The organism is Mesorhizobium sp. BR1-1-13 (genome assembly GCF_020165515.1).
Taxonomy (GTDB): domain Bacteria; phylum Pseudomonadota; class Alphaproteobacteria; order Rhizobiales; family Rhizobiaceae; genus Mesorhizobium.
This window is the reverse complement of record NZ_JAIUIH010000011.1, coordinates 127,558-149,148: the sequence shown is the minus strand read 5'-3', so window position 1 is coordinate 149,148 and position 21,591 is coordinate 127,558. Positions and strand designations below refer to the sequence as shown.

Genomic DNA, 21,591 nt, shown 5'->3' with positions numbered 1-21,591 from the left:
ACTCCCAGTTTGTTGTTGGTTCCCGGTTTTCTTCCGCCCTCGGTTCGCTAGCCGATGTTGCGGATGAATTGCTTGAGCCTTTCGGATCTGGGCGCGCCGAAGATCTGCTCCGGCGGGCCTTCCTCCTCGACCAGTCCATTGTAGAGATAGACGACATGCGTCGCGACCTCGCGCGCGAACTTCATCTCGTGGGTGACCAGCACCATGGTGCGGCCTTCGCGCGCCAGGTCGCCGATCACTCTAAGCACCTCGCCGACCAGTTCGGGGTCGAGCGCCGAGGTCGGTTCGTCGAACAGCATGACGCGCGGATTGATCGCCAAAGCGCGAGCGATCGCGGCGCGCTGCTGCTGGCCGCCCGACAGGTAGGCCGGATAGACGTCCCGCTTTTCGGCGAGGCCGACGCGGACGAGCAGCTTTTCGGCCTGGGCGATCGCCGCGTCGCGCTTGACGCCCAGCACATGCACGGGAACCTCGATGACGTTCTCGATCAGCGTCATGTGGCTCCACAGATTGAAATTCTGGAACACCATGCCGAGCTTGGAGCGGATGCGTTCGATCTGCTTGCGGTCGGCCGGCACGGTATGGCCGTGACTGTCGGCCTTCAGCTTGATCTCCTCGCCATTGACGCGAATGATGCCGCTTGTCGGATTCTCCAGGCAGTTGATGCAGCGCAACAGCGTCGATTTGCCTGAGCCCGAACCGCCGATGATTGCGATGACCTCTCCGTCGCGCGCCGACAGCGAGACGCCCTTCAGCACGTGCAGCTCACCGAATTTCTTGTGCAGGTTCTCGACGTGGATGGCTTCGGCGGCGCCATTTTGCGCCTCACCGGATGGGGCTGCGGCAACTCCCGCCGTGCTCAACAGGTGACCTCCGTGTAGTCGATGGCAGCTCGTCGAACGTCTACCCGGCTAATCAACATACGCTGTACTGCCCCGCTCCAGACTTCAGCATGGACCCAACAGCGCGAGCCCGTCAATCCCGCTCATTACGGCACTTGCGGCCTTGTTGTGCAAGTGTATAAATAGCCTTTCATGAAATTTTCTCAATTTTTTTCAGCTAAAAAGGGCACCGATGAGCGCTTTCGGATCACAGTCCATGGCGGCGACGCTGCGGCGCGTGCTGATGCGGTCGGCGGCCAACGCCATGCGCGACGCCGACAGATTTGCCTGGCACTATGGCCCGGGGTTCAATCCGGCGAAAGCTGCCTCGCAGCACGCGGCCCTTGCCGAGTTGGTAGCGGCTTCCGGCGCTGAAATCGAATGGATCGAAGACAAGGCCGACGGACTTTCGGATTCGGTGTTCACGCACGACCCATCGCTGATGACCGGCCGCGGCGCGCTGATCCTGTCCATGGGTAAGCCATTGCGCGCCAGGGAGCCCTCGCTGCATGAGGAAACCTACACAAGGCTGGGCATTCCGATCCTCGGCCGCGTCGAAGCTCCCGGTCAGGTCGAAGGCGGTGATTGTGTCTGGGTGGACGCCCGCACGCTGGCGATCGGGCGCGGTGTCCGCTCCAACCAGGAAGGCATCCAGCAGGTTTCCAACCTGCTGACGCCGCTGGGCGTTTCCGTCTACGGCTTTGATCTGCCGCTGTGGCAGGGCGAAGAGGCGTGCCTGCACCTGATGTCGGTGATCAGCCCGTTGGCCGACGACCTCGCGCTGGTTTATTCACCGCTTTTGCCGGCCCCGTTCTATCAAATGCTGAAGGCACGCGGCATCCGGCTGGTCGAAGGCGATGCCGGGGAGTTCGCTGCTTCCAACGGCCTCAGCCTTAACGTACTGCCGACCAGCCCGCTCAAGGTCATTGCCGTTGCAGGCTTTCCCAAGACCAAGGCCGCGATGGAGGCGGCCGGCTGCATGGTTGAAGTCTTCGAGGCGGATGCGCTCTGCATCGCCTGCGAAGGTGGGCCGACATGCCTGACGCGGCCGATCCTGCGCCAATGAATGCGCCATCCCGCCGCAAGTTCCGTCGCGAGGGCGAGGAGCGGCGGCGGCAGGATCTGATCGAGGCGACTCTGGACAGCGTGGCCGAACATGGACTGCAGGGCGCCACCTTGCGCACCATCGCATTGCGTGCCGGTGTCACCGCCGGGCTGATCCGGCACTATTTCCCCGGCAAGGAAGAATTGCTGCAGGAGGCCTATACGGCACTGGTCGGCCGCATGACCGAGCAGGCGAAAGCAGCATTGGTCATGGAAGATGCCTCGCCGCGGCAACGCCTTGCGGCTTTCGTCACCGCCAACCTCAACGCGCCGATCATCGACGCGCGGGTTTTTTCGCTCTGGGCAACCTTCATCGGCCGCGCCGGTGCGGATCCGACCCTGGCCCGTGCCCACCGCGAAGGCTATCTCGGCTTTCGCAACGAGGTGGAGGCGGTTGTGGCCGAAGTGCTTGCCGCCGAACAGTGCAAGCCGGACGCAAGCCGGTTGCGCCACCATGCCATCGCGATCAACGCGATCATCGACGGACTCTGGATCGAAGGCTGCCTGGCCGGCGAGATGTTCTCGCCCGGCGAATTGGCGGCGATTGGGATCAAGGCTGTCGAAGCCGAGCTCGGCCTCGAGCCGGAAAGGGGAGAACACTGATGACCACCATTGGCGAAGCGTTGATTTCACTGCTCGAGGCGCATGGCGTCGACACCGTCTTCGGTATTCCCGGCGTCCACACGATCGAGCTTTATCGCGGGCTGGCGCGGTCGAGGATCCGCCATGTCACGCCGCGCCACGAGCAGGGCGCGGGCTTCATGGCCGACGGCTATGCGCGCGCCGGCGGCCGGCCGGGCGTGGCCTTCGTCATCACCGGGCCGGGGCTGACCAACACCATCACCGCCATGGGACAGGCGCGTGCCGATTCGGTGCCGATGCTGGTGATCTCGGGCGTCAACGCCACGCCGACGCTGGGCAAGGGCCTGGGCTTCCTGCACGAACTGCCGGACCAGCACGGCATGATGGAAAAGGTGGCGCTGTTTTCGCAACGCATCACCGAGGCCGGCGAACTGCCCGGCGCGCTCGCCCGTGCCTTCGCGCTGTTTTCCTCATCGCGACCGGGCCCGGTGCATATCGAGATTCCGACCGACGTCATGGTCAAGCCTGCCGATGGGATCGCGGCGGTGCTGAGCAATGCGGCGCCACCGGCTGCCGGGGCGACGGCCATCGCCGCGGCGGCCAACCTTTGTGCGGCGGCTAGGCTCCCGCTCATCCTGGCCGGCGGCGGCGCCAAGCGCGCCGAGGATGCGCTGCGGCGCCTGGCCGAAAGGCTGGGCGCGCCGGTCGTCGAGACGACCAATGCGCGCGGCCTCCTCCACCGTCATCCGCTCTGCGTACCGGCCAGCCCCAGCCTGAAAGCCGTGCGCGCGCTGATGGGCGAGGCCGATCTGGTCATTGCCGCCGGCACCGAGTTCGGCCCTACCGATTATGACGGCTATGGCGATGGCGGATTTGTCCTGCCGGCCAATTTGATCCGCATCGACATCGGCGCCGACCAGCTGGCGCGGCGTCCGGCGACGGTGGCCATCCAGGCCGACTGCGCCGAGGCGATCGAAGCCTTGCTTGCCGCGCTCGGCTCGGTCGACGAGGACAGAGAAGACGGGAAGAACCGCGCCGCGGCGGCGCGAAAGGCGGCTCGCGCCGAACTGACCCCCGTCCATGCGGCGCAGGTCCATGCGGTGGAAGCCATCCGCGACGCCTTGCCGGGCGCGATCATCGTCGGCGACTCCACCCAGCCCGTCTATGCCGCCAACCTCTATTACGATCACGACCGGCCGGGCGGCTGGTTCAACGCCGCCACCGGCTTCGGCGCGCTGGGCTACGGCCCGCCGGCGGCGGTGGGCGCGGCGCTCGCCATGCCCGACGCGCCCGTCGTCTGCCTCACCGGCGACGGTGGCTTCCAGTTCACCTTGCCCGAGCTTGGCGCGGCGCTCGATGCCGCAGCACCCGTCATCTTCGTCGTCTGGAATAACAGGGGCTATCGCGAGATCGAGACTTCGATGCTCGATGTCGGCGTGGAACCCGTCGGCGTGTCGCCGGCACCGCCCGATTTCTGCAAACTGGCCGAGGCCTATGGCATTGGCGCCGAAAGGCTCGCAGATGTCGGCTCCTTGTCGCTCGCGCTGAAGCGCGCCCGGGCAACGGGGCTGCCGCGCATCATCGAAATCACGGTCGATTGAAGCTTCACGCCGGCGTCGATCCTCCAACCTGCATCGTGGTCATTCGCCGGCTTGGCTTTTGCGCGGCAACAATCGCCGCTGCCCGACACATGCAAAGACGCGACGGCTGCCATGTCGAGATATCAATTGAGTGATCGCATGAAAGGCGCGACGCTTCGCGTCGGCGCGGCGAAACAAGCGACATAATCAAAAAAGACAGGAGCGGTCCAGGATGACGGAAACACTTCAGGGCAGGCATATCGTTGTGACCGGTGGGACCGGTGCGCTCGGCGGCGCGGTCGTCGGCAAGCTGCTGGGCGAGGGCGCGGTTTGCCATGTGCCGAACGCCCATGCCGCGGCACCTTCGCATTTCCCTTTCACCACGCACGAGAACGTCAAGCTGGCACACAATGTCGACCTGTCGGACTCCGCCAAGGTCGAAGCCTTCTATGCCCAGGTTCCCGCCTTGTGGGGGTCGATCCATCTGGCCGGCGGCTTTGCCATGGCGCCGGTGGAGAAGATCGAATCCGCCTCCTTTGCCGAGATGATGGATACCAATGCCCGCACCGCGTTCCTGTGCAGCCGCGCGGCGGTACGCTCGATGCTGGCGGCGGGCACCGCCGGCCGCGTCGTCAATGTCACGGCACGCGCCGGGCTCGATCCGCGCCGCGGCTCGGGCATGGTCGCCTACGCCGCCTCCAAAGCTGCGGTAGCGGCGATGACGGTGGCAATGGCGGAAGAGCTGAAGCACCAGGGCATCCTGGTCAATGCGGTGGCGCCCTCGACGCTCGACACGCCGGCCAACCGCGCCGACATGCCGGATGCCGATTTCAGCAAATGGGTCAGCCTCGAAGCGGCGGCCGAGGCCATCGCCTACCTTGCCTCGCCCGCCAACCAGGCGATGAGCGGCACGCTGGTACCGCTCTACGGCCGGGCTTGAGCGGAGGCCGTTGAAACAGGGCAGGCGGCATCCGATCCATCGGCATTGCGATAGCTGTAGAAGCGCAGCGGCGAGGAAGCATCCGTCGGGCACTCCCGCAACCATGTCGGCGGCCGGCCTTCAATCAGCCCCGCCGCGAATGGATAGGCGGCTTCCAGCCCCGGCAATGGCGGGCCTCGCCAGGCGCAAATTGCGACATGCGTTGCCTTGGAGGCATCGAGTATCGCGCGCGGGTCGGCGGTCGCCGGATCCAGAAAACGATAGCTGCGCTCGATTCCCTTGGCTGACGGGTGATTGGGGATCGTCACCACCTTGGGCCCTTCGGCGAGCGCCACGAAACGCGCGCCGATCAGCGGGGGAGAAAGAACGACGGCGCCAGACGGCCAGTTCTGCTTCGGTTCAAAACGGCTCGAAAAGCAGCTGTCGGCGAACTCGGCGGCGGGAACCACCGCTTCGGGCGGCTTTACCGACAGGTGGTACAGCAGCATCGCCCCGGACAAAACGAGACCGGGCAGGATCAATGCGTATCTGTTCGATGCCGCCGGCACCGGAGATTTCAAATAGCGACCCAACCCCGTATTCGGCAGGAGGCTCGCCAGCGAGAAAATGAGGCCGATGCCTGAAAAGATCGGAAGGTAGCGGTAGTAGCGGACATAACCGATCGCAAGCGCCAGCGAGAGCAGCGAAAACAGCGCCAAAATGATGATGGGCCGACTTCGACCTTGCGGCTTGGCGCAGATGACGACTGGCGCAAGCGCGCCGATAAACAGCAGCGCCATGCTGAAAAAATCTGTCGACAGGACGACATCAGGGCGCCGGAACAGGCTCAACTCCTGAAGAATCCTGTTGATCATGTTGTCGCGAACATAGGCGTCGAGCCAGGCATAGGGGCTGGCCAGGCATTGCGGGTACAACTTCGCTAGCGCCGCGGCGCTGGCCGCCGCGAACACCAGCAGAATGGCCGTGCGCATCGGCCATCCTCCACGCCGGCCCGCAAGCAAGGGCACGATGGCGAATGAGAGCCCGGCCGCGGCCAGTGCCGTCACATGTGGCGTCGAATACGTGTCGCATCTGACCGCGTCATAGGCGGAGGGCGGCACGATCGCCGCGAACAGGCCGATTGCGCCGGCGGTCAAGGCCAGCCCGAAACCGGCGATCCTGTTTTCACCGCCCTCGCGGTCGAAGATCCAATCAAAGGCATAGACCGCCATCACCAGGGCATAGAACGGCGCGAACTCGCTGCTGATGGCGATTGCCAGGGCCGTCAGCAGCCCGTTGACGAAGGCGGAGAGGCGGCTCTGCGACAGCATCAACACCAGGGCCGCCAGCAGAAGCAGGATTTGCAGATTGTGGTAGTCGATCCGTCCGGGGGCGAATTCGAAAAAACTGCGCGCGGCAAAGATCAAAGCCAATGGGAATGCAACGGCCGGATAGGCAAAGCCGATGGCGGTCACCAGCCGGTTGTAGAAATAAAGCGCGGGTGCGAGCAGCAGCAGCGGGACGGCGAAGCATGCCAGCATCAAAGCCGGCTCTGGGCCTGCAAACGGGGCGAACAGGCGCGCGAAGGCCGCGTAGGGCAAGTCGACGATCCACGGCCAGTGTGAGACATAGGGTTCGGGCTGGACAATACCGGGCAGCGTCCGGTCGAAGATGTTGCCCGTTTCAAGCAAGGTACGGATTTCGTGCAGCTTGAGGAGATCGTCGGAGTCATTGTTGAGCCGGAAGCCCAGGGACCACAGAGCGGTCATCAGCATCGCCATTCCGAAAAAGCAGAACAGGACCGGCGAGCTGGTATAAAGACCTGGCAACCACGAAGGTCGCGCAGCGGCGTTGGCGTCGCCATTGCTCATGGAAGTATTCCGTTGGACCGCCAGCAAATACGCGAGGAAGTTTATGTTCCCGTAAAGAAAAAGACCCGCCGGATCGCTCCGGCGGGTCTTTTTTGTAAGGCAGCACGCGAGCGTGCCGCCGATGGCTGGCGCCTTAGTTGCCCTGCTTCTTCAGCGCGGCGCCCAGGATGTCGCCCAGCGAGGCACCGGAGTCGGTCGAGCCGTACTGGGCGACCGCTTCCTTCTCCTCGGCGATTTCCAGCGCCTTGATCGAGACCTGCAGCTTGCGGGTCTTCTTGTCGAAGGCGATGACGCGGGCGTCGACCTTCTGGCCGACGGTGAAGCGCTCGGGGCGCTGCTCGTCGCGGTCGCGGGAAAGGTCGGAGCGCTTGATGAAGGTCTCGATGCCGCTTTCCACCAGCCGCACTTCCAGACCGCCATCCTTGACGCCGATGACCTCACAGGTGACGACGGCGTTCTTGCGCAGTTCGCCTGAAGTCGCCGCTTCGCCAACCGTGTCGCGGGCCAACTGCTTGATGCCGAGCGAGATGCGCTCCTTCTCGATGTCGACGTCGAGCACCTGCGCCTTGACCATGTCGCCGCGGTTGTACTCCTCGATCACCTGCTCGCCCGGACGGGTCCAGTCGAGGTCGGAAAGGTGGACCATGCCGTCCACGTCGCCTTCCAGGCCGATGAACAGGCCGAACTCGGTCTTGTTCTTGACCTCGCCCTCGACCTGGCTGCCGACCGGATGGCTGCGCGCGAAAGCCTCCCACGGGTTCTCGAGCGTCTGCTTGAGACCGAGCGAGATGCGGCGCTTGGCCGGATCGACTTCGAGCACCACGACATCGACTTCCTGCGTCGTCGACAGGATCTTGCCGGGATGCACGTTCTTCTTGGTCCACGACATTTCCGAAACGTGGATGAGGCCTTCGATGCCCGGCTCCAGCTCGACGAACGCGCCGTAGTCGGTGATGTTGGTGACGGTGCCCTTGATCTTCTTGCCGATCGGGAACTTGGTGCCGATCTCCGACCACGGATCGCTCTCGAGCTGCTTCATGCCGAGCGAGATGCGGTGGGTTTCCTGGTTGATGCGGATGATCTGCACCTTGACCGTCTGGCCGATATTGAGGATCTCGGTCGGATGGTTGACGCGGCGCCATGCCATGTCGGTGACATGCAGCAGGCCGTCGATGCCGCCGAGGTCGACGAACGCACCGTAATCGGTGATGTTCTTGACCACGCCTTCGACCACCTGGCCTTCTTCGAGGTTCTGCACGATTTCCGAACGCTGTTCGGCGCGGCTCTCCTCGAGCACGGTGCGGCGCGACACCACGATGTTGCCGCGGCGGCGATCCATCTTGAGGATCTCGAAGGGCTGCGGGTTGTGCATCAGCGGCGAGACGTCGCGGATCGGGCGGATATCGACCTGGCTGCGCGGCAGGAACGCCACGGCGCCGTCGAGGTCGACGGTGAAGCCGCCCTTGACCTGGTTGAAGATGACGCCTTCGACGCGCTCACCCTTGGTGAACTTCTCTTCGAGACGCACCCAGCTCTCTTCGCGGCGAGCCTTCTCGCGCGACAGCATGGCTTCGCCAAGCGCGTTCTCGATGCGCTCGACATAGACTTCGACCGTGTCGCCGACCTTGAGGGTGGATTCCTTGCCCTTGGCGCCGAATTCCTTCAGCGGCACGCGGCCTTCGACCTTGAGGCCGACGTCGATGATGGCCATGTCCTTTTCGATCGCGGTGATCGTGCCCCGGACAACCTGGCCCTCGCCGGAATGGCCGGCGGTGAATGATTCTTCGAGCATGCTCGCGAAATCATCGCGAGAGGGATTTGCTACAGACATTGTTTCTCCTGGAATGCCCCGCATTTTTAGCGGAGCGTGCGCCGTGGGTTAGCGTTGCGTTGGCCTGCCGGCGTTCCGGGCAAAGAGCCCTTGGCCGCTTAAGGCGGCAAGTCCGGCGCATGAAGAATGCTGGCAGGCTGGTTCGTGCCCGATATGGGTATTTCCTTCGCCTCCAGCAACGGAAGCACGAGGGAAAACCCGGATCAGGCCTTGTTTCCCTTGGACAGCACGTCGTCGATGACAGCTCTGGCCGCGAGAAACGCGGCTTCTATAGCCATTTCGCTGGTATCAAGCAAGTGCGCGTCGGCGGCAGGCTTCAAGGGCGAGTCGGCGCGGCCCATGTCGCGCTCGTCGCGGCGCCGGATATCGGCGAGGATCTCGGTGAAATCGGCGGTGCCACCGATGCTTTCGATCTCGGCCAGCCGCCGCTGTGCCCGCACCTCGGCGCTGGCCGTCACATAGAGCTTTATGTCGGCATCGGGACACACCACGGTGCCGATGTCGCGGCCGTCGAGCACCGCACCCGGCGGCGCTTTTGCGAACTCGCGCTGCTTTTCGACCAGGATGCGCCGCACGGTCGGGAACACCGCGACTTTCGAAGCTGCTTCGCCCACCGCATGCGCCGACAGCACCGCCCGGTCGAGCTTTGCCAAATCGACCTGACGCGCGGCGGTCTCGGCCGCCGAGACATTGTCGAGCGGCAGCGCGTGCTGGAGTAGCGCGTAAGCCACCGCACGATAGGTCAGACCTGTATCGAGCAGGTTCAGCCGGTAGTGATCGGCCAGCCGCCGCGCCAGCGTGCCTTTGCCGGCGCCGGCGGGCCCGTCGATGGCGATGGTGAAGGTGGGGGTCATTGGCACGCCTTGCTTGCGGTAAAGGACCCACTCGTCTTCGTCATCCTAGGGCGCAGCGAACGCGAAGCGGAGCGGAGACCCTGGGATCCATGCCGTGACCTCAGCCAAGGAATGCTGCGGAGCAGAATTTTGCACAGTCGCAGGGCGTTGAAGTCACGGCATGGATCCTGGGGTCTGCGCCGCGTCGCTTCGCTCCTTGCTTCGTCCCAGGATGACGAAGTGAGGGATGTCGGATGCCAATCTCCAAGGGGCACGAACACCACCGCTACTCAATCTCCGCGCCCAGCCCCTTCATCAGGCCCATGAACTCGGGAAAACTCGTGGCGATCATCGCCTGGTCGTCGATGGTCACAGGCTTCTCGGTCGCCAGCCCCATGATCAGGAAGCTCATGGCGATGCGGTGGTCGAGATGGGTCTGCACGGTCGTGTCCGGGCCATTGGGATGGCCGCCGAGCCCCTTGCCGCCGGGCTTTCCGCGCACCGCGAGCGATGCCTCACCCTCTGTGCAGTCGACGCCATTAAGCTTCAGTCCATTGGCGACCGCCGACAGCCGGTCGGATTCCTTTACCCTGAGTTCCTCCAGCCCCTGCATCAGCGTCTCGCCCTCGGCGAAGCTCGCGGCAACGGCCAGCACCGGATACTCGTCGATCATCGACGGCGCCCGCTCGGCCGGCACGGTGATGCCCTTGAGTTCGGAATAACGCACGCGCAGGTCCGCGACATCCTCACCGCCGGCGTTACGAGGGTTCAAGATCTCGATCTGGCCGCCCATCTCCTGCAAAGTCAGAAGCAGCCCGGTGCGGGTCGGGTTCATCAGCACGTTTTCGATCACGATGTCGGAACCCGGCACGATCAGCGCGGCCACCAGCGGGAAGCCGGCCGAGGATGGGTCGCCCGGCACCGCGATCGTCTGGCCGGTGAGCTTGCCCTGGCCCTCGATGAAAATATGGCGCACGCCGCGCTCGTCGGTCTCGACCGACAAATTGGCGCCAAAGCCTTTCAGCATCTTTTCGGTGTGGTCGCGCGTCATGACAGGCTCGATGACGGTGGTGATGCCGGGCGTGTTGAGGCCGGCAAGCAGCACCGCCGATTTCACCTGCGCGGAGGCCATAGGCACGCGATAGGTGATCGGGGCGGCATGCTTTGGTCCATGCAGCGTGATCGGCATGCGGTCGCCGGGCGTCGCCTTCAGCACCTGCACCCCCATCTGGCGCAGCGGCTCCAGCACGCGGCCCATCGGCCGACCTGACAAGGAAGCATCGCCGATGAAGGTCGTCTCCATGTCGTAGGTGCCGACCAGGCCCATGGTCAGCCGCGAGCCGGTACCGGCATTGCCGAAGTCGAGCGGCCCTTCCGGCTGCAGCAGCGCGCCGTTGCCGGTGCCGCGGATCACCCATTCGTCGCCGCGCTTTTCGATATGCGCGCCCATTGCCTTCATGGCGGCACCGGTGCGCATCACGTCCTCGCCTTCGAGCAGGCCGGTGATGCGGGTCTCGCCGGAGGCGAGCCCGCCGAACATGAAGGAGCGGTGCGAGATCGACTTGTCGCCCGGAACGCGCGCCGTACCGGAAAGCGCTTGACATTTGCGGGCGGTGGCCGGCTTGGAAGCGGCGGCGTGAGACATGGAATTTCCCTGGACGGAATGCCGGCGGGCCGGCGCTTTTCATTTGTTGCGGCGGTCTCGTATCACGGTGGGCCGAAATGGTCATCCCCCATGGTCGTCACTTGACGCTAGGCCTTTCAACGTACGGTTTTGTGACGCCGGCATTTGGCTTTGACAGCGCTGCAAACAGTGGTTAAGGGGACCACTCTTTTATCGACGAGGCTTGCCGTGGCAAAAACCGAACTTGGCACAAAGCGTATCGACCCTGAAACGGGTCGAAAATTCTACGACCTGAACAAGGACCCGATCGTCTCGCCCTACACCGGCAAGACCTATCCGCGTTCCTATTTCGAGGAAGGCAAGATCGCCGCCCTCGAGGAGGAAGAGGAAGTGGCCGAGAAGGAAGTGGACGCCGAGGACGAGGAGGGCGTAGAAGTCGTCTCGCTCGAAGAGGCTGACGAAGACGTCAAGGGCGACGATCTGCCCGATCTCGGCGACGACGAGGATGATGTCGACCTGGGCGACGACGAGGACGATACGTTCCTCGCCGACGAAGAGGAAGAAGACGACGATGTCGCCGACATGATCGGCGTCGGCGACGACGACGACGAGGTCTGACAAGGCCGGGAACGCAAGCGTTTGCTTGCTTTCGCAGCTTGTGAAGAAAAAGCCGCTGATGAAGGCTTGATATTGACGAAGGGCGGGGTTAGAAGCCGCCTGCACTAACGGCGCGGTCTCCAACCCGCGCCGGATCTCTTCGCCGGAAACGGCGCCGGTTGACTGCCGGAAGTGGGGCCATAGCTCAGTTGGGAGAGCGCTTGAATGGCATTCAAGAGGTCGTCGGTTCGATTCCGATTGGCTCCACCAAACAGTCACCTCTCTAATTCTACTATTCTATAGACTGGAAAATAGTTGCGCCTTTTCCTAGGTTTAGCTGCGCATTTCTAGAAACGCCTGGACGTGAGACTTACGATTTGCGGGTTTCCGCCTTTCTGAGCGCTTAGTCTTAGCGGCCTAGATAGGTTCCAGCCGTTTTGACAATTGATGCTCGTGGGATGCGCCGCATCGGCTTTGGAAAGACGGCCTTCAATGATCGACGGCGCCATCTCCTCTCGATGCTGCCGGTGACACGGGCATCCTTTTGGATGTTCGTTCGGAGTCTCCGATGGTGCTGAAGCCTGGTAGCTTCACTCGGTCAGGTTTGAAGGGACAGCTTCCTGAAAAGGCTCACACCTAGCGGTTCGAGCCTTGGTCGACCACGACGGTCGCCGTGAGGCCCGCAACCAGCCTTGCATTCGCAGGCACGTTCTCGATGGCGATGCGTACAGGGATGCGCTGCGCCAGCCGGACCCAGGTGAAGGTCGGATTGACGTTGGCCAGCAGCGATCCCGCTGCCCGCTCCCGGTCCTCGATCCCCGCAGCGATACTCTCCACCCGTCCCGTCAGCGTGCCAGGCTGTCCCATCAGTCGGATGGCGACCTTGGCGCCGATGTCGATGCGGCCAAGTTTGGTTTCCTCGAAATAGCCCTCGACCCGCATGGAATCGCCGTCGACCAAGGCCATGACCGCCTGTCCGGCGGAAACATAGTCGCCGGGGCGGAGGCTGAGATTGGAGATGGTGCCGTTTACCGACGCCTTCACGTCGGAGCGGTCGAGATTCAGTTGCGCCAGGTCGCGGGCCGCGACGGCCTGCTGGTAATCGGCCTCGGCTCCGGCGACGGCGGCGCGAGACTGTTCGCGCTGCTGGACCGTCACGATCGAATCGCCGAGATGCTCGCGGCGGGCGAGGTCCTTCCTGGCTTGATCGAGCGGCGCTTGCCGGCCTTGCACCACTGCCACGGCCTGCTCCAGCGCGATGGCGAAGCGCTGCCGGTCGATGCGGAAGAGAACGTCGCCTTTCCTGACCGTCTGGTTGTCGTGGACGAGAACGTCGGTGATAAGGCCCGAAACGTCGGGCGTGACCCCGACTACATCGGCGCGCAGATGGGCGTCGCGCGTCCACGGATCGTTCATGTTGTCGTCCCATAGTTTCCAGGCGACACCGGCGGCGGCAGCAACCACGACGAGGGTGATGAGGACGCGCCCGGCCAGGCGCAGATAGCGATTTTTCATGGAAGCAACCAATCGGAAAACGAGGACATTGCGCCGAGGATCAGAACGTAGAGCGCGAGATTGAAGAGCGCGCGATGCCAGACGAGGCCGTAGATGCCTGTCCACGACAGCACCTGCCAGATCAGCCGCGCGACCGCGAAGGCGACGAGCATCAGGACCAGCAGGCCGGGCAGGTAGACGCCGAGGATGTTGATTTCGGTCTGCATGGGAACCTATTCGGCGGCCGCGGATAGAGGAATAGCCGGCAGTTCGCCTTCCTGGGATGGCGGTACGGCATTCGGGAAAAGCGCGCGGCGTATGCCGACGAGCGCGTCGACGGCACGGCGTGCGGGCAGCGCCTCCCGGCGCGAGGCGCCGGAGAGAGCAGTATCGATCTCGTGAAGCAGTTGCGGCGATGGGTCGATGGCCGAACGACGGCGCACACGCTCGCGGTACAGGTCCGCCACGCCGGACAGGACTGTCCGCACGTCGGCATCTTCATCTGGTGTGAGGCGGCGCTGTAGCTGCTGGAGTTCGACGATGTTCAGCCCAAGCCTTATCTCGGCATAGCCGTCCGTCCTGGCCAGTTCCTTGTCTTCCATGCTCGCCAGGCGTGGGACAAGTTGGCCGAGCCGGTCCAGCATGCGGCCCGCGAGGCGCTCATGATCCTGGGCGCGGCTACCTGCGGCCAATTCGGCAAGATCCGACCACCCCGCGTTGACCAGGCGCCGGGCGGCGATCTCGCCGCCGAACGGGCGGGTGACCAGGTTCCACAAAAGGGCGAAGCCAACCCCCGCCAGCGCGGCGATCCCTCCACCGGCGAAGGACTGGAAATCGGCCGAGAAGCGATTGCCTAGCGCGATGAACGAGGCGGTGTTGACGGTGAGCAGCATGGCCAGCATGCTCAATTGCGGCCTCGGGATGAGTGTGCCCAGCACGAGGAAGGGTGGCGCCAGCACCAGGGCCAGCATGGTGAAGCCATGCACCATCGGCAGGATGGCGAACAGATAGGCGCCGGTGACCAGCAGGCTGACGGTGCACCAGATGAACATCGACAAAAGAAGCGGGGCTGGCCGATCCTGCGCGGCGAAAAAGGAGCAGGCCACTGCGACCATCAGCACGAAGCCGGCTCCCTCGGCCCAGCCCGAATAGATCCACAGCGCGCTCGCCACGAGCGTCGCCGCGACAGCCGAGGCGGCATAGAAGACCATCATGCCGTGGTCGTAGTGCCGAATCCGGACGACCGTGCGCCGGCGGCGGAAGGCAAGCTTTGGGCGATGCGGGTTTCCGGCGGCGATCCGGTCCCTCAGCACCAGGCAGTCGTGCCAGAGATCGACGATCTCGCGCAACCGGGCGAGCGCGCTGTCGAGAATGAGGCTGACCCACTCCGCCGACCTTGCGGGCGGAGCCAATTGGTCGAGTTCGGCTCGAAACCGTTTCGCTCGCTCCTGGTCCTCCACGCCTGCCAGCCAGCCGGCGATTTCGCCAAGCAGGTCCGCCAGCCGTGGCGGCAGGTCCTTGCCTTGCGCCTTCAGCGCATGCAGCCTATCGGCCAGCGACGAGAACAGCGGCATGAGCATCATCAACCGTCCGCGCAACTCGCGCGCCTGGCGGGTCACGCCGCGCGTATGCGCGTCGTAGGCGAGTTGGCTGATGAGCATGTCCAGGCCGGAAATATCCGCTGCGAGTTTCTGCCGTCCCAGCGGCGTCGCCGGGACCGCACCCTCGCCGCGCAGGATCTCGTCCCCCCAGTTGGCCGCATCGCGCAGCCAACCGGAGACGCGAACCGACAGGAGCGAGGACAGCCCCATCGGAAACACGACCTGTGCGACGACGCTGGCGCAGACGATGCCGAGGATGATCTCCTGGCTGCGGGCCGTGGCGATGTCAAAGATCGTCGAGGGCGCATCAACGGCGGGAAGCGCGATGAGCGGCAGCGTATACCCCGCCAGCATGAAGACGTAGCTCCGGGGCGTGCGGTCCAGCATGGAGATGTAGAGCAGACCGCCCGTCCAGAACGCGACGACGAGGCTCAGCAGAAGCGGGGAATTAACGAACATCGGCAGCAGGATGACGGACGCGGTGGCGCCGATCAGCGTTCCCAGTGCGCGATAGAGGCCCTTCGAACTGGTCGCCCCCGCGAGCGGATTGGCCACCACATAGACGGCCGCCATCGCCCAATAGGGGCGCGGCAGGTCGAATGCCAGCGCGATGTAGAGCGCCAGCATGGAAGCCAGGAACGCCTTGAACGAAAACAGCCAGTCCCGCCAGGAAGGAAGTGTCATGGCTTCGCCCCCGTCCAGCCGGGCGGACCGACTGTGTCCGGATTTCCCGGATTATCTGTCGATCTCGACATCTTTCGTCTCCTGCCCGATCAGCAGCGAGATCAAGGTGAGCAAGCTCATCGCTGTCAGATAGATGCCCACCCAGAACGGGCTCCCCGCCCCGGTCCTCCACAGGGCGACCGCGATGAAGGGCGCCACGGCGGCTCCGAGGATCGAGGACACGTTGTAGGAAATGCCTGAGCCCGTGTAGCGGACATTCGCGGGAAACAGTTCCGGCAGCAGCGCGCCCATCGGCCCGAAGGTCATGCCCATGAGGGCGAAGCCGACGATGAGCCAGGCCATGACACCGACCGTGCCCGCCGCCAGCATCGGTACCCACAACAGGCCGAACACGGCGATCGCAAGTGTGATCCAGATCAGCGTCCTGCGGCGGCCCCAGCGATCCGCCCAGGGACCGGAAACCATGGTGAAAATGCCGAAGAACACCACGCCGATGATCATCATCAGCACGAAGGTGGTGTAGTCGTAGCCAAGGCCCGGAACCGCGCCCGTGGGAGCCGCCCGGCCGTAGCTGAGAGAGAAGGTCGTCATCAGGTAGAAAAGCACGTAAGTGGCGAGCATGTAGAAGGTGCCAAGGACGAGTTCCTTGCGGTGCGTCTTCAGGGCCGCCGCCAGCGGCACCTTCCTGACCTGACCTTTGCGGACGGTGTTCTCGAATGCCGCGCTTTCGACGAGGCTGAGCCGCACCCAAAGGCCGATGGCGACCATGACGATCGAGAACAGGAACGGTATGCGCCATCCCCATGACAGGAAGGCGGCCGACGGCATCGACGGATCGTCGGACGGCAGCACGGCAGCCATGGCCAGGAACAGCCCGTTGGCTATAATGAAGCCGATGGGCGCGCCGAGTTGTGGAAACGTGCCGTAGATCGCGCGCTTGTTCCTTGGAGCGTTCTCCGTGGCGACGAGGGCCGCGCCACTCCATTCGCCGCCGAGCGCGAAGCCCTGTGCCAGCCGCAGCACCACGAGCAGGGCGGGCGCAAGCCAGCCCGCAACCGCATAGGTCGGAAGCAGGCCGATCAGGAAGGTGGCAATCCCCATGGTGAGAAGCGCCCCGACCAGAGTGATCTTGCGGCCGCGCCTGTCGCCGAGATGGCCAAAGAAAACGGCGCCCAGCGGGCGTGCGATCATGGCCGCGCCGAATACGGCGAAGGAAGCCAGAAGCGCGGTCGCCTCATTCCCGGCCGGGAAGAACAGATGCGGGAAAACCAACACCGCAGCCGTGGCGTAAACATAGAAATCATAAAATTCGATGGTCGTGCCGATCAGGCTGGCGAGGATGACGCGCGAACGTGGATTGGCAGGAACGGTCCCCGCAGGTAGCGCTTCGGTTATGTATGACATTTATGATACCCCGACGAAGCGCTCGTGGAGCGCCGGCTGTTTTTCATTGTCGATATGCATCTCCTGGTCGCCGCAGCGCACCAGGATTAGATTGCATATAAATAGATTGTATGCAAAGGTTTGACAATGGGCGACGATCAATCCAGGAACCGGGAAACGGTTGGCCAGCTCGTGACCAACGTCGCGCGTCTATGGCGCCGGAATGCCAATGACAGGCTCGACCGCTACGGAATTTCGCATGCGGTGGCGATGCCCCTGCTGGCATTGTGGCAACTGGGCGGCGAAGCCCGCCAGGGTACAGTCGCGGAGCAGGCCGGTCTCGACGGGCCGTCCGTCGTCCGGCTCATTGACCTCCTTATCGCGGAGGGACTGGTCACCCGGCGCGAAGATACCAGCGACCGTCGGGCAAAGATCCTCTCCCTCACCGAGGAAGGCGCGGCCAGGATGAAATCGATCAACGCCGTCCTGGCCGAACTGCGGCACGAACTGGTGGCGCGGATCAGCGACGAAGAGATGGAAATCACCTCCTCGGTGCTGAAACGACTTCAATCCAGGCTGTGGGACAACATCAACGAAAGATAGCCGATAGCTGGCGTTGGCGCGAGCGACCATCAACGCTTCCGCTCGCGGCACCGTCATCTAGTGTGTCGGCTAAACTTAGCCGTCGTTGGTTGCGGTTAGGTCGGCAGTTTCGCTCAATTCGAGTTCCCATTCGATGGCTTTACCAGCGGTGCCAGCCTTGATCTATCTGCATCCACTGGGGCGGCGGTCTTTGAACCATCGGGCCCGCTGGATCGCGGCCCACTCGTTTTCGGCCAACACGCCAAGAAAAATTGTCGCTCAAGGCACCGCCGCCGAATAGCCTGGAGGTCAGGATGGGCCAGTCGGCGCGCCTAGGTGCCGGGCTGCCCGATTTCGCCGGCGTCGGCCACGCCGACGCTTACGCAATATGCAGCCATTGACTAAAACGGTTCCTGTTTTGATTCGCTTTGAACGGGACCGTCATGAGCAAAGCCCTCACGTCCTTCGCCCTGGTCGCGGTGCTGACCGCGTTGCTCATGGGCTTGAGCCTGGCGGTGGCCAGGCACGGTTATCCCTACGGCGCGATGGGTGTAAGGCGCCTCGACGGCATGGCCGATGCCGGGATGTTCGTTCCGATGGCCGCCGTCTATTTCTTCAGCGCGCTTCTGATGATGATCCTGCCGATCAGGGCCGCCAGGATCGTCCTGACCCATGCAGCCGACGCCATCTTCTGGACGGTGATCGTGCTGTTTGCCGCCATTGTCGGCTGTCTCGTCGCCCGGTGGGCCTTCGGTCAGGGCGGTGCCCTGTGGGCGCTTCTGAACTGGCGCTTCCTGTTCGCGGCGGCCATCGCAGGGTGCCATTTCGTCATGAACGAGCTTCGCCGCAACGTCCTGCTGCGCAGCCTGTTTTTCGTTGTCTTCGCGGCGGCCACGCTGGCCTCACTGTTTTGGTCGTTCACGCTCTGAGGGAGAAGCCGGCAGCGGCCGTCTCGGCCCGCTTTCGCATTGCGCGTTGATCGATCGATGAGACGCCACTAACGGCTGACGGTTCTCTCGACATAGCGGGAAAAGTCCTCGACATCCTGCGCCGTGGGCTCCTGGCCGGTGAAGCTGCGCAGATAGGACGCGACGTGCGGCAGGCGGCTGCTCATCGGTTCGTTGAGCTCGAGCGAGTAGTAGCCGATCTGCATGAAATAGAGCACGCGGGCGCGCACGAAGGCGTCTTCCTCGTCATAGCCGTGGCGCCTGAACATATCGCGAATGGCGTCGACGCGCTCCTCGTCGGCCTCGTCGAGAGCCCGCCTGATGGCGGGCGATCGCCGGGCCCACGCCCTGATCGCGAAATCCAGCTGCGGATCGAACAGCTTCTCGTCCACCCAGCACTCGAAGATGCTCATCACCCCGCGGATAACGGTCGCGGAAGGCCGCGCGGCGCGTTCGACGATGAACCTTGTATTGGTCTGCCGCCAATAATCCAGCAATTGGTCGAGCAGGTCCTGGCGGCTCTTGAAGTACCAATAGAAACTGGAACGCGACACATCGAGTTTCTGGCCGAGCGTCTGCACACGGACGCGTTCAACGCCGTCCGAAATCAACGTTTCAAGCGCGAGCTTGAGCCAGTCTTCCCGTGTAACCTTGATGTTGCCGGTGGCGCCGGCGCGCTGGGTTGTCCTGTCGGTGGCTTCCATCGACACGACGCATGACACGCCGCCCCAAGTAAATCAAGGCTATGGACATATATGTACAGACGCGTTTCGCGGTGATTGGAACGATGTGTCGCCGAAGCTGTTGGGCCAGGGCGATGCGCCCCGGGCAGCAGGTCGTGCGGGGCCGCGAAGCGAGAGGCTTTGTCGCGGCCGTCCGTGCAAAAGCGCGCTTTCCCGCAGTGCAATTGTCTGGCAAATACAAATCACACAGATGCCGCCACGCGGCGAACCAGCAGGAAAGATACGACATGGCACCGCTTCGACAGAACCTCATCGACGGCGAGTGGGTCGGCGATGCCGGCTCCCGCAACATCAACCCGTCCGATACCGGCGACATCGTCGGCGAATACGCCTCGGCAGGTGTCGAACAGGCGGCACAGGCGATCGCCGCGGCCAACGCGGCCTTTCCCGCCTGGTCGCGCTCGGGTCTGCTGGCCCGCCACGCGGTGCTGAAAAAGACGTCGGACGAGATCCTGGCGCGCAAGGACGAGATCGGCCGCAACCTGGCGCGCGAGGAAGGCAAGACGCTGGCCGAAGGCATTGGCGAGACCATTCGCGCCGCCCAGATCTTCGATTTCTTCGCCGGTGAGACACTGCGCCTCTCGGGCGAAGTCGTGCCTAGCGTGCGGCCGGGCGTCGGTGTCGAGATCACGCGCGAAGCGGTCGGCGTGGTCGGCATCATCACGCCGTGGAACTTCCCGATCGCCATTCCCGCCTGGAAGATCGCTCCGGCGCTGGCCCATGGCAACACCATCGTCTTCAAGCCGGCGGAACTCGTTCCCGAGAGCGCCTGGACCATCGTCGACATACTGCACCGTGCCGGCCTGCCCAAGGGTGTGCTCAACCTCGTCATGGGCAAGGGCTCGGTGGTCGGCCAGGCGATGCTTGACAGCCCGGACATCAACGCCATCACCTTCACCGGCTCGGTTGGCACCGGCAAGCGCGTCGCCGCGGCGAGCGTCGAGCACATGCGCAAGTTCCAGCTCGAAATGGGTGGCAAGAACCCGCTGGTGGTGCTCGACGATGCCGACCTCGCTACATCAGTCGATTGCGCGATCAACGGCGCTTTCTTCTCGACCGGCCAGCGCTGCACGGCTTCGTCCCGGCTGATCGTGACGAAGGGCATTCATGACCGTTTCGTCGAAGCGCTCAAGGAACGGATGGACAAACTTGTCATCGGCGATGCGCTCGACGCGCAGACCCAGATCGGTCCCGTCGTCGATGCGACGCAGCTCAAGCAGGACGAAGACTATATCGCCATCGGCGTCCGGGAAGGCGCGACGCTCGCCTTCGGCGGCGAGCGGCTCGATCGCAAGACGCCGGGCTTCTTCCTTCGGCCGGCGCTGTTGACCGAGGCCACCAACGCCATGCGCAGCTCGCGCGAAGAGATCTTCGGACCCGTCGCCAGCGTCATCCGCGTCAAGGACTATGACGAGGCGCTCGCCGTCGCCAACGACACGCCATTCGGGCTGACGTCCGGCATCTGCACGTCGAGCCTCAAGCACGCCACGCATTTCAAGCGCAATTCGGAGGCCGGCATGGTGATGGTCAACCTGCCGACGGCGGGTGTCGATTTCCATGTTCCCTTCGGCGGCCGCAAGGGGTCGAGCTATGGTCCGCGCGAACAGGGCCGCTATGCCATGGAATTCTACACCACCGTGAAGACCGCCTACACATTCGCAGGCTGATCGGGGCGCCGGCTGACCGGGCCGGCGAAGCCTTCGCATGCATCAAGAGACGAGGCGATGACAGTTCAAGACGAGGATCTGACCTGGCTTAATCCGCCGCCGCATCATTCCGTCGATGGCGATGCGGTTCATGTGCGCACCGGCAAGGAGACGGACTTCTGGCGCGAGACTTTTTATGATTTCTGGCGCGACAATGGCCATTTCCTCTACAAGCGCGTTGAGGGCGATTTCACCGCGGAAGTCACGGTCAACGGGCGCTATGAGGTGCTCTACGACCAGGCGGGGCTGATGCTCCGCCTCAGCGAAACGCATTGGATCAAGGCCGGCATCGAATATACCGACGGCGTGATGTATTTCTCGGTCGTCGTCACCAACGATACCTCGGACTGGTCGTTGGCCACCATTCCGGCCGGTCCGGATGGCGTTAGGATCCGGTTGACCCGCCATGCCGAGACCATCCGCGTCCAGTATCTGGATGTCTCCGACGGCCATTGGAAACCGGTGCGGCTCGCCTACTTCCCGGTCTCGAAGGCGGTGGATGTCGGCATGATGTGCTGTTCGCCGCAGCGCGAAGGCTTCGAGGTCACATTCACCGGCTTTTCGGTCGGCCCGGCGATTTCGCGGGACCTGCACGGCTGAACCCGCGCCAACGCCGACGGGACACAAGC

At 63.8% G+C, this 21,591-nt stretch carries 19 protein-coding genes and 1 tRNA gene; 10 read left to right on the top strand and 10 right to left on the bottom strand.

Features of this window, described 5'->3' with window-relative positions; all coding sequences use genetic code 11:
* Positions 1 to 47: 47 nt before the first annotated feature.
* The gene (locus LB533_RS23315; RefSeq protein WP_140559774.1) at positions 48 to 863 is read right to left on the bottom strand and encodes an ABC transporter ATP-binding protein; all 816 of its coding nucleotides are present in this window, start codon (positions 861 to 863) and stop codon (positions 48 to 50) included.
* A 211-nt stretch (positions 864 to 1,074) separates the two neighbouring features.
* Between LB533_RS23315 and LB533_RS23310 the strand changes: the two genes are divergently transcribed.
* From LB533_RS23310 to LB533_RS23295, 4 genes are all read left to right on the top strand, one after another.
* The gene (locus tag LB533_RS23310; protein WP_140643752.1) at positions 1,075 to 1,947 is read left to right on the top strand and encodes a dimethylarginine dimethylaminohydrolase family protein; all 873 of its coding nucleotides are present in this window, start codon (positions 1,075 to 1,077) and stop codon (positions 1,945 to 1,947) included.
* Complete coding sequence (locus LB533_RS23305; protein ID WP_140643750.1) at positions 1,917 to 2,588, top strand: TetR family transcriptional regulator C-terminal domain-containing protein; 672 nt, start codon at positions 1,917 to 1,919, stop codon at positions 2,586 to 2,588. Before LB533_RS23310 ends, LB533_RS23305 begins: the two co-directional genes overlap by 31 nt.
* Positions 2,588 to 4,168 carry a 5-guanidino-2-oxopentanoate decarboxylase gene (locus LB533_RS23300; protein ID WP_140643748.1) on the top strand — a complete coding sequence of 527 codons (1,581 nt, stop codon included), beginning with the start codon at positions 2,588 to 2,590 and terminating at the stop codon, positions 4,166 to 4,168. Before LB533_RS23305 ends, LB533_RS23300 begins: the two co-directional genes overlap by 1 nt.
* 211 nt (positions 4,169 to 4,379) lie before the next feature.
* Positions 4,380 to 5,087 (top strand): SDR family NAD(P)-dependent oxidoreductase, encoded by a 708-nt coding sequence (locus LB533_RS23295; protein WP_140643746.1) that lies wholly within the window; start codon positions 4,380 to 4,382, stop codon positions 5,085 to 5,087.
* Here LB533_RS23295 and LB533_RS23290 read toward each other — a convergent pair.
* The 4 genes from LB533_RS23290 to aroA form a co-directional block, all read right to left on the bottom strand.
* Positions 5,072 to 6,937 carry a hypothetical protein gene (locus tag LB533_RS23290; protein WP_140643744.1) on the bottom strand — a complete coding sequence of 622 codons (1,866 nt, stop codon included), beginning with the start codon at positions 6,935 to 6,937 and terminating at the stop codon, positions 5,072 to 5,074. The genes LB533_RS23295 and LB533_RS23290 overlap by 16 nt on opposite strands.
* Positions 6,938 to 7,070: 133 nt before the next feature.
* Positions 7,071 to 8,768: a 30S ribosomal protein S1 gene (rpsA, locus tag LB533_RS23285; protein WP_140643742.1), complete on the bottom strand. Its 1,698-nt coding sequence runs from the start codon at positions 8,766 to 8,768 to the stop codon at positions 7,071 to 7,073.
* 203 nt (positions 8,769 to 8,971) lie between these two features.
* Positions 8,972 to 9,622, bottom strand: coding sequence for a (d)CMP kinase (gene cmk / locus LB533_RS23280; RefSeq protein ID WP_140643740.1), 651 nt, complete (start codon positions 9,620 to 9,622; stop codon positions 8,972 to 8,974).
* 265 nt (positions 9,623 to 9,887) lie between these two features.
* Positions 9,888 to 11,246 (bottom strand): 3-phosphoshikimate 1-carboxyvinyltransferase, encoded by a 1,359-nt coding sequence (gene aroA / locus LB533_RS23275; RefSeq protein WP_140643738.1) that lies wholly within the window; start codon positions 11,244 to 11,246, stop codon positions 9,888 to 9,890.
* Positions 11,247 to 11,453: 207 nt separating this feature from the next.
* On the opposite strand from aroA, the gene LB533_RS23270 reads away from it, so the two are divergent.
* A complete protein-coding gene (locus tag LB533_RS23270) occupies positions 11,454 to 11,843 on the top strand; it encodes a TIGR02300 family protein (RefSeq protein WP_140497238.1) in 390 nt (129 codons plus the stop codon).
* Between the two features lie 173 nt (positions 11,844 to 12,016).
* Positions 12,017 to 12,092: transfer RNA gene (locus tag LB533_RS23265), tRNA-Ala, on the top strand.
* 366 nt (positions 12,093 to 12,458) lie between these two features.
* On the opposite strand, the gene LB533_RS23260 is transcribed toward LB533_RS23265, so the two are convergent.
* The 4 genes from LB533_RS23260 to LB533_RS23245 are packed head-to-tail and all read right to left on the bottom strand — an operon-like array spanning position 12,459 to position 17,005.
* The gene (locus tag LB533_RS23260; protein ID WP_224678293.1) at positions 12,459 to 13,337 is read right to left on the bottom strand and encodes an HlyD family secretion protein; all 879 of its coding nucleotides are present in this window, start codon (positions 13,335 to 13,337) and stop codon (positions 12,459 to 12,461) included.
* Entirely contained in the window at positions 13,334 to 13,543 is a 210-nt protein-coding gene (locus tag LB533_RS23255; RefSeq protein WP_140643735.1) for a DUF1656 domain-containing protein, read from the bottom strand. Before LB533_RS23255 ends, LB533_RS23260 begins: the two co-directional genes overlap by 4 nt.
* A 6-nt stretch (positions 13,544 to 13,549) precedes the next feature.
* On the bottom strand, positions 13,550 to 15,601 hold the full coding sequence (locus LB533_RS23250; protein ID WP_224678292.1) for an FUSC family protein: 2,052 nt from the start codon (positions 15,599 to 15,601) through the stop codon (positions 13,550 to 13,552).
* Between the two features lie 51 nt (positions 15,602 to 15,652).
* Positions 15,653 to 17,005: an MFS transporter gene (locus tag LB533_RS23245; RefSeq protein WP_140643731.1), complete on the bottom strand. Its 1,353-nt coding sequence runs from the start codon at positions 17,003 to 17,005 to the stop codon at positions 15,653 to 15,655.
* A gap of 126 nt (positions 17,006 to 17,131) precedes the next feature.
* On the opposite strand from LB533_RS23245, the gene LB533_RS23240 reads away from it, so the two are divergent.
* Both LB533_RS23240 and LB533_RS23235 read left to right on the top strand, forming a co-directional pair.
* On the top strand, positions 17,132 to 17,587 hold the full coding sequence (locus LB533_RS23240) for a MarR family winged helix-turn-helix transcriptional regulator (RefSeq protein WP_140643729.1): 456 nt from the start codon (positions 17,132 to 17,134) through the stop codon (positions 17,585 to 17,587).
* A 422-nt stretch (positions 17,588 to 18,009) separates the two neighbouring features.
* Positions 18,010 to 18,495, top strand: a complete 486-nt coding sequence (locus tag LB533_RS23235; protein WP_224678291.1) for a hypothetical protein — start codon at positions 18,010 to 18,012, stop codon at positions 18,493 to 18,495.
* Between the two features lie 68 nt (positions 18,496 to 18,563).
* On the opposite strand, the gene LB533_RS23230 is transcribed toward LB533_RS23235, so the two are convergent.
* On the bottom strand, positions 18,564 to 19,217 hold the full coding sequence (locus LB533_RS23230; RefSeq protein ID WP_181169575.1) for a TetR/AcrR family transcriptional regulator: 654 nt from the start codon (positions 19,215 to 19,217) through the stop codon (positions 18,564 to 18,566).
* A 266-nt stretch (positions 19,218 to 19,483) separates the two neighbouring features.
* Between LB533_RS23230 and LB533_RS23225 the strand changes: the two genes are divergently transcribed.
* Both LB533_RS23225 and LB533_RS23220 read left to right on the top strand, forming a co-directional pair.
* The gene (locus tag LB533_RS23225) at positions 19,484 to 20,923 is read left to right on the top strand and encodes an aldehyde dehydrogenase family protein (protein WP_224678290.1); all 1,440 of its coding nucleotides are present in this window, start codon (positions 19,484 to 19,486) and stop codon (positions 20,921 to 20,923) included.
* Between the two features lie 57 nt (positions 20,924 to 20,980).
* The gene (locus LB533_RS23220; protein WP_140643722.1) at positions 20,981 to 21,562 is read left to right on the top strand and encodes a DUF1349 domain-containing protein; all 582 of its coding nucleotides are present in this window, start codon (positions 20,981 to 20,983) and stop codon (positions 21,560 to 21,562) included.
* Positions 21,563 to 21,591 lie beyond the last annotated feature (29 nt).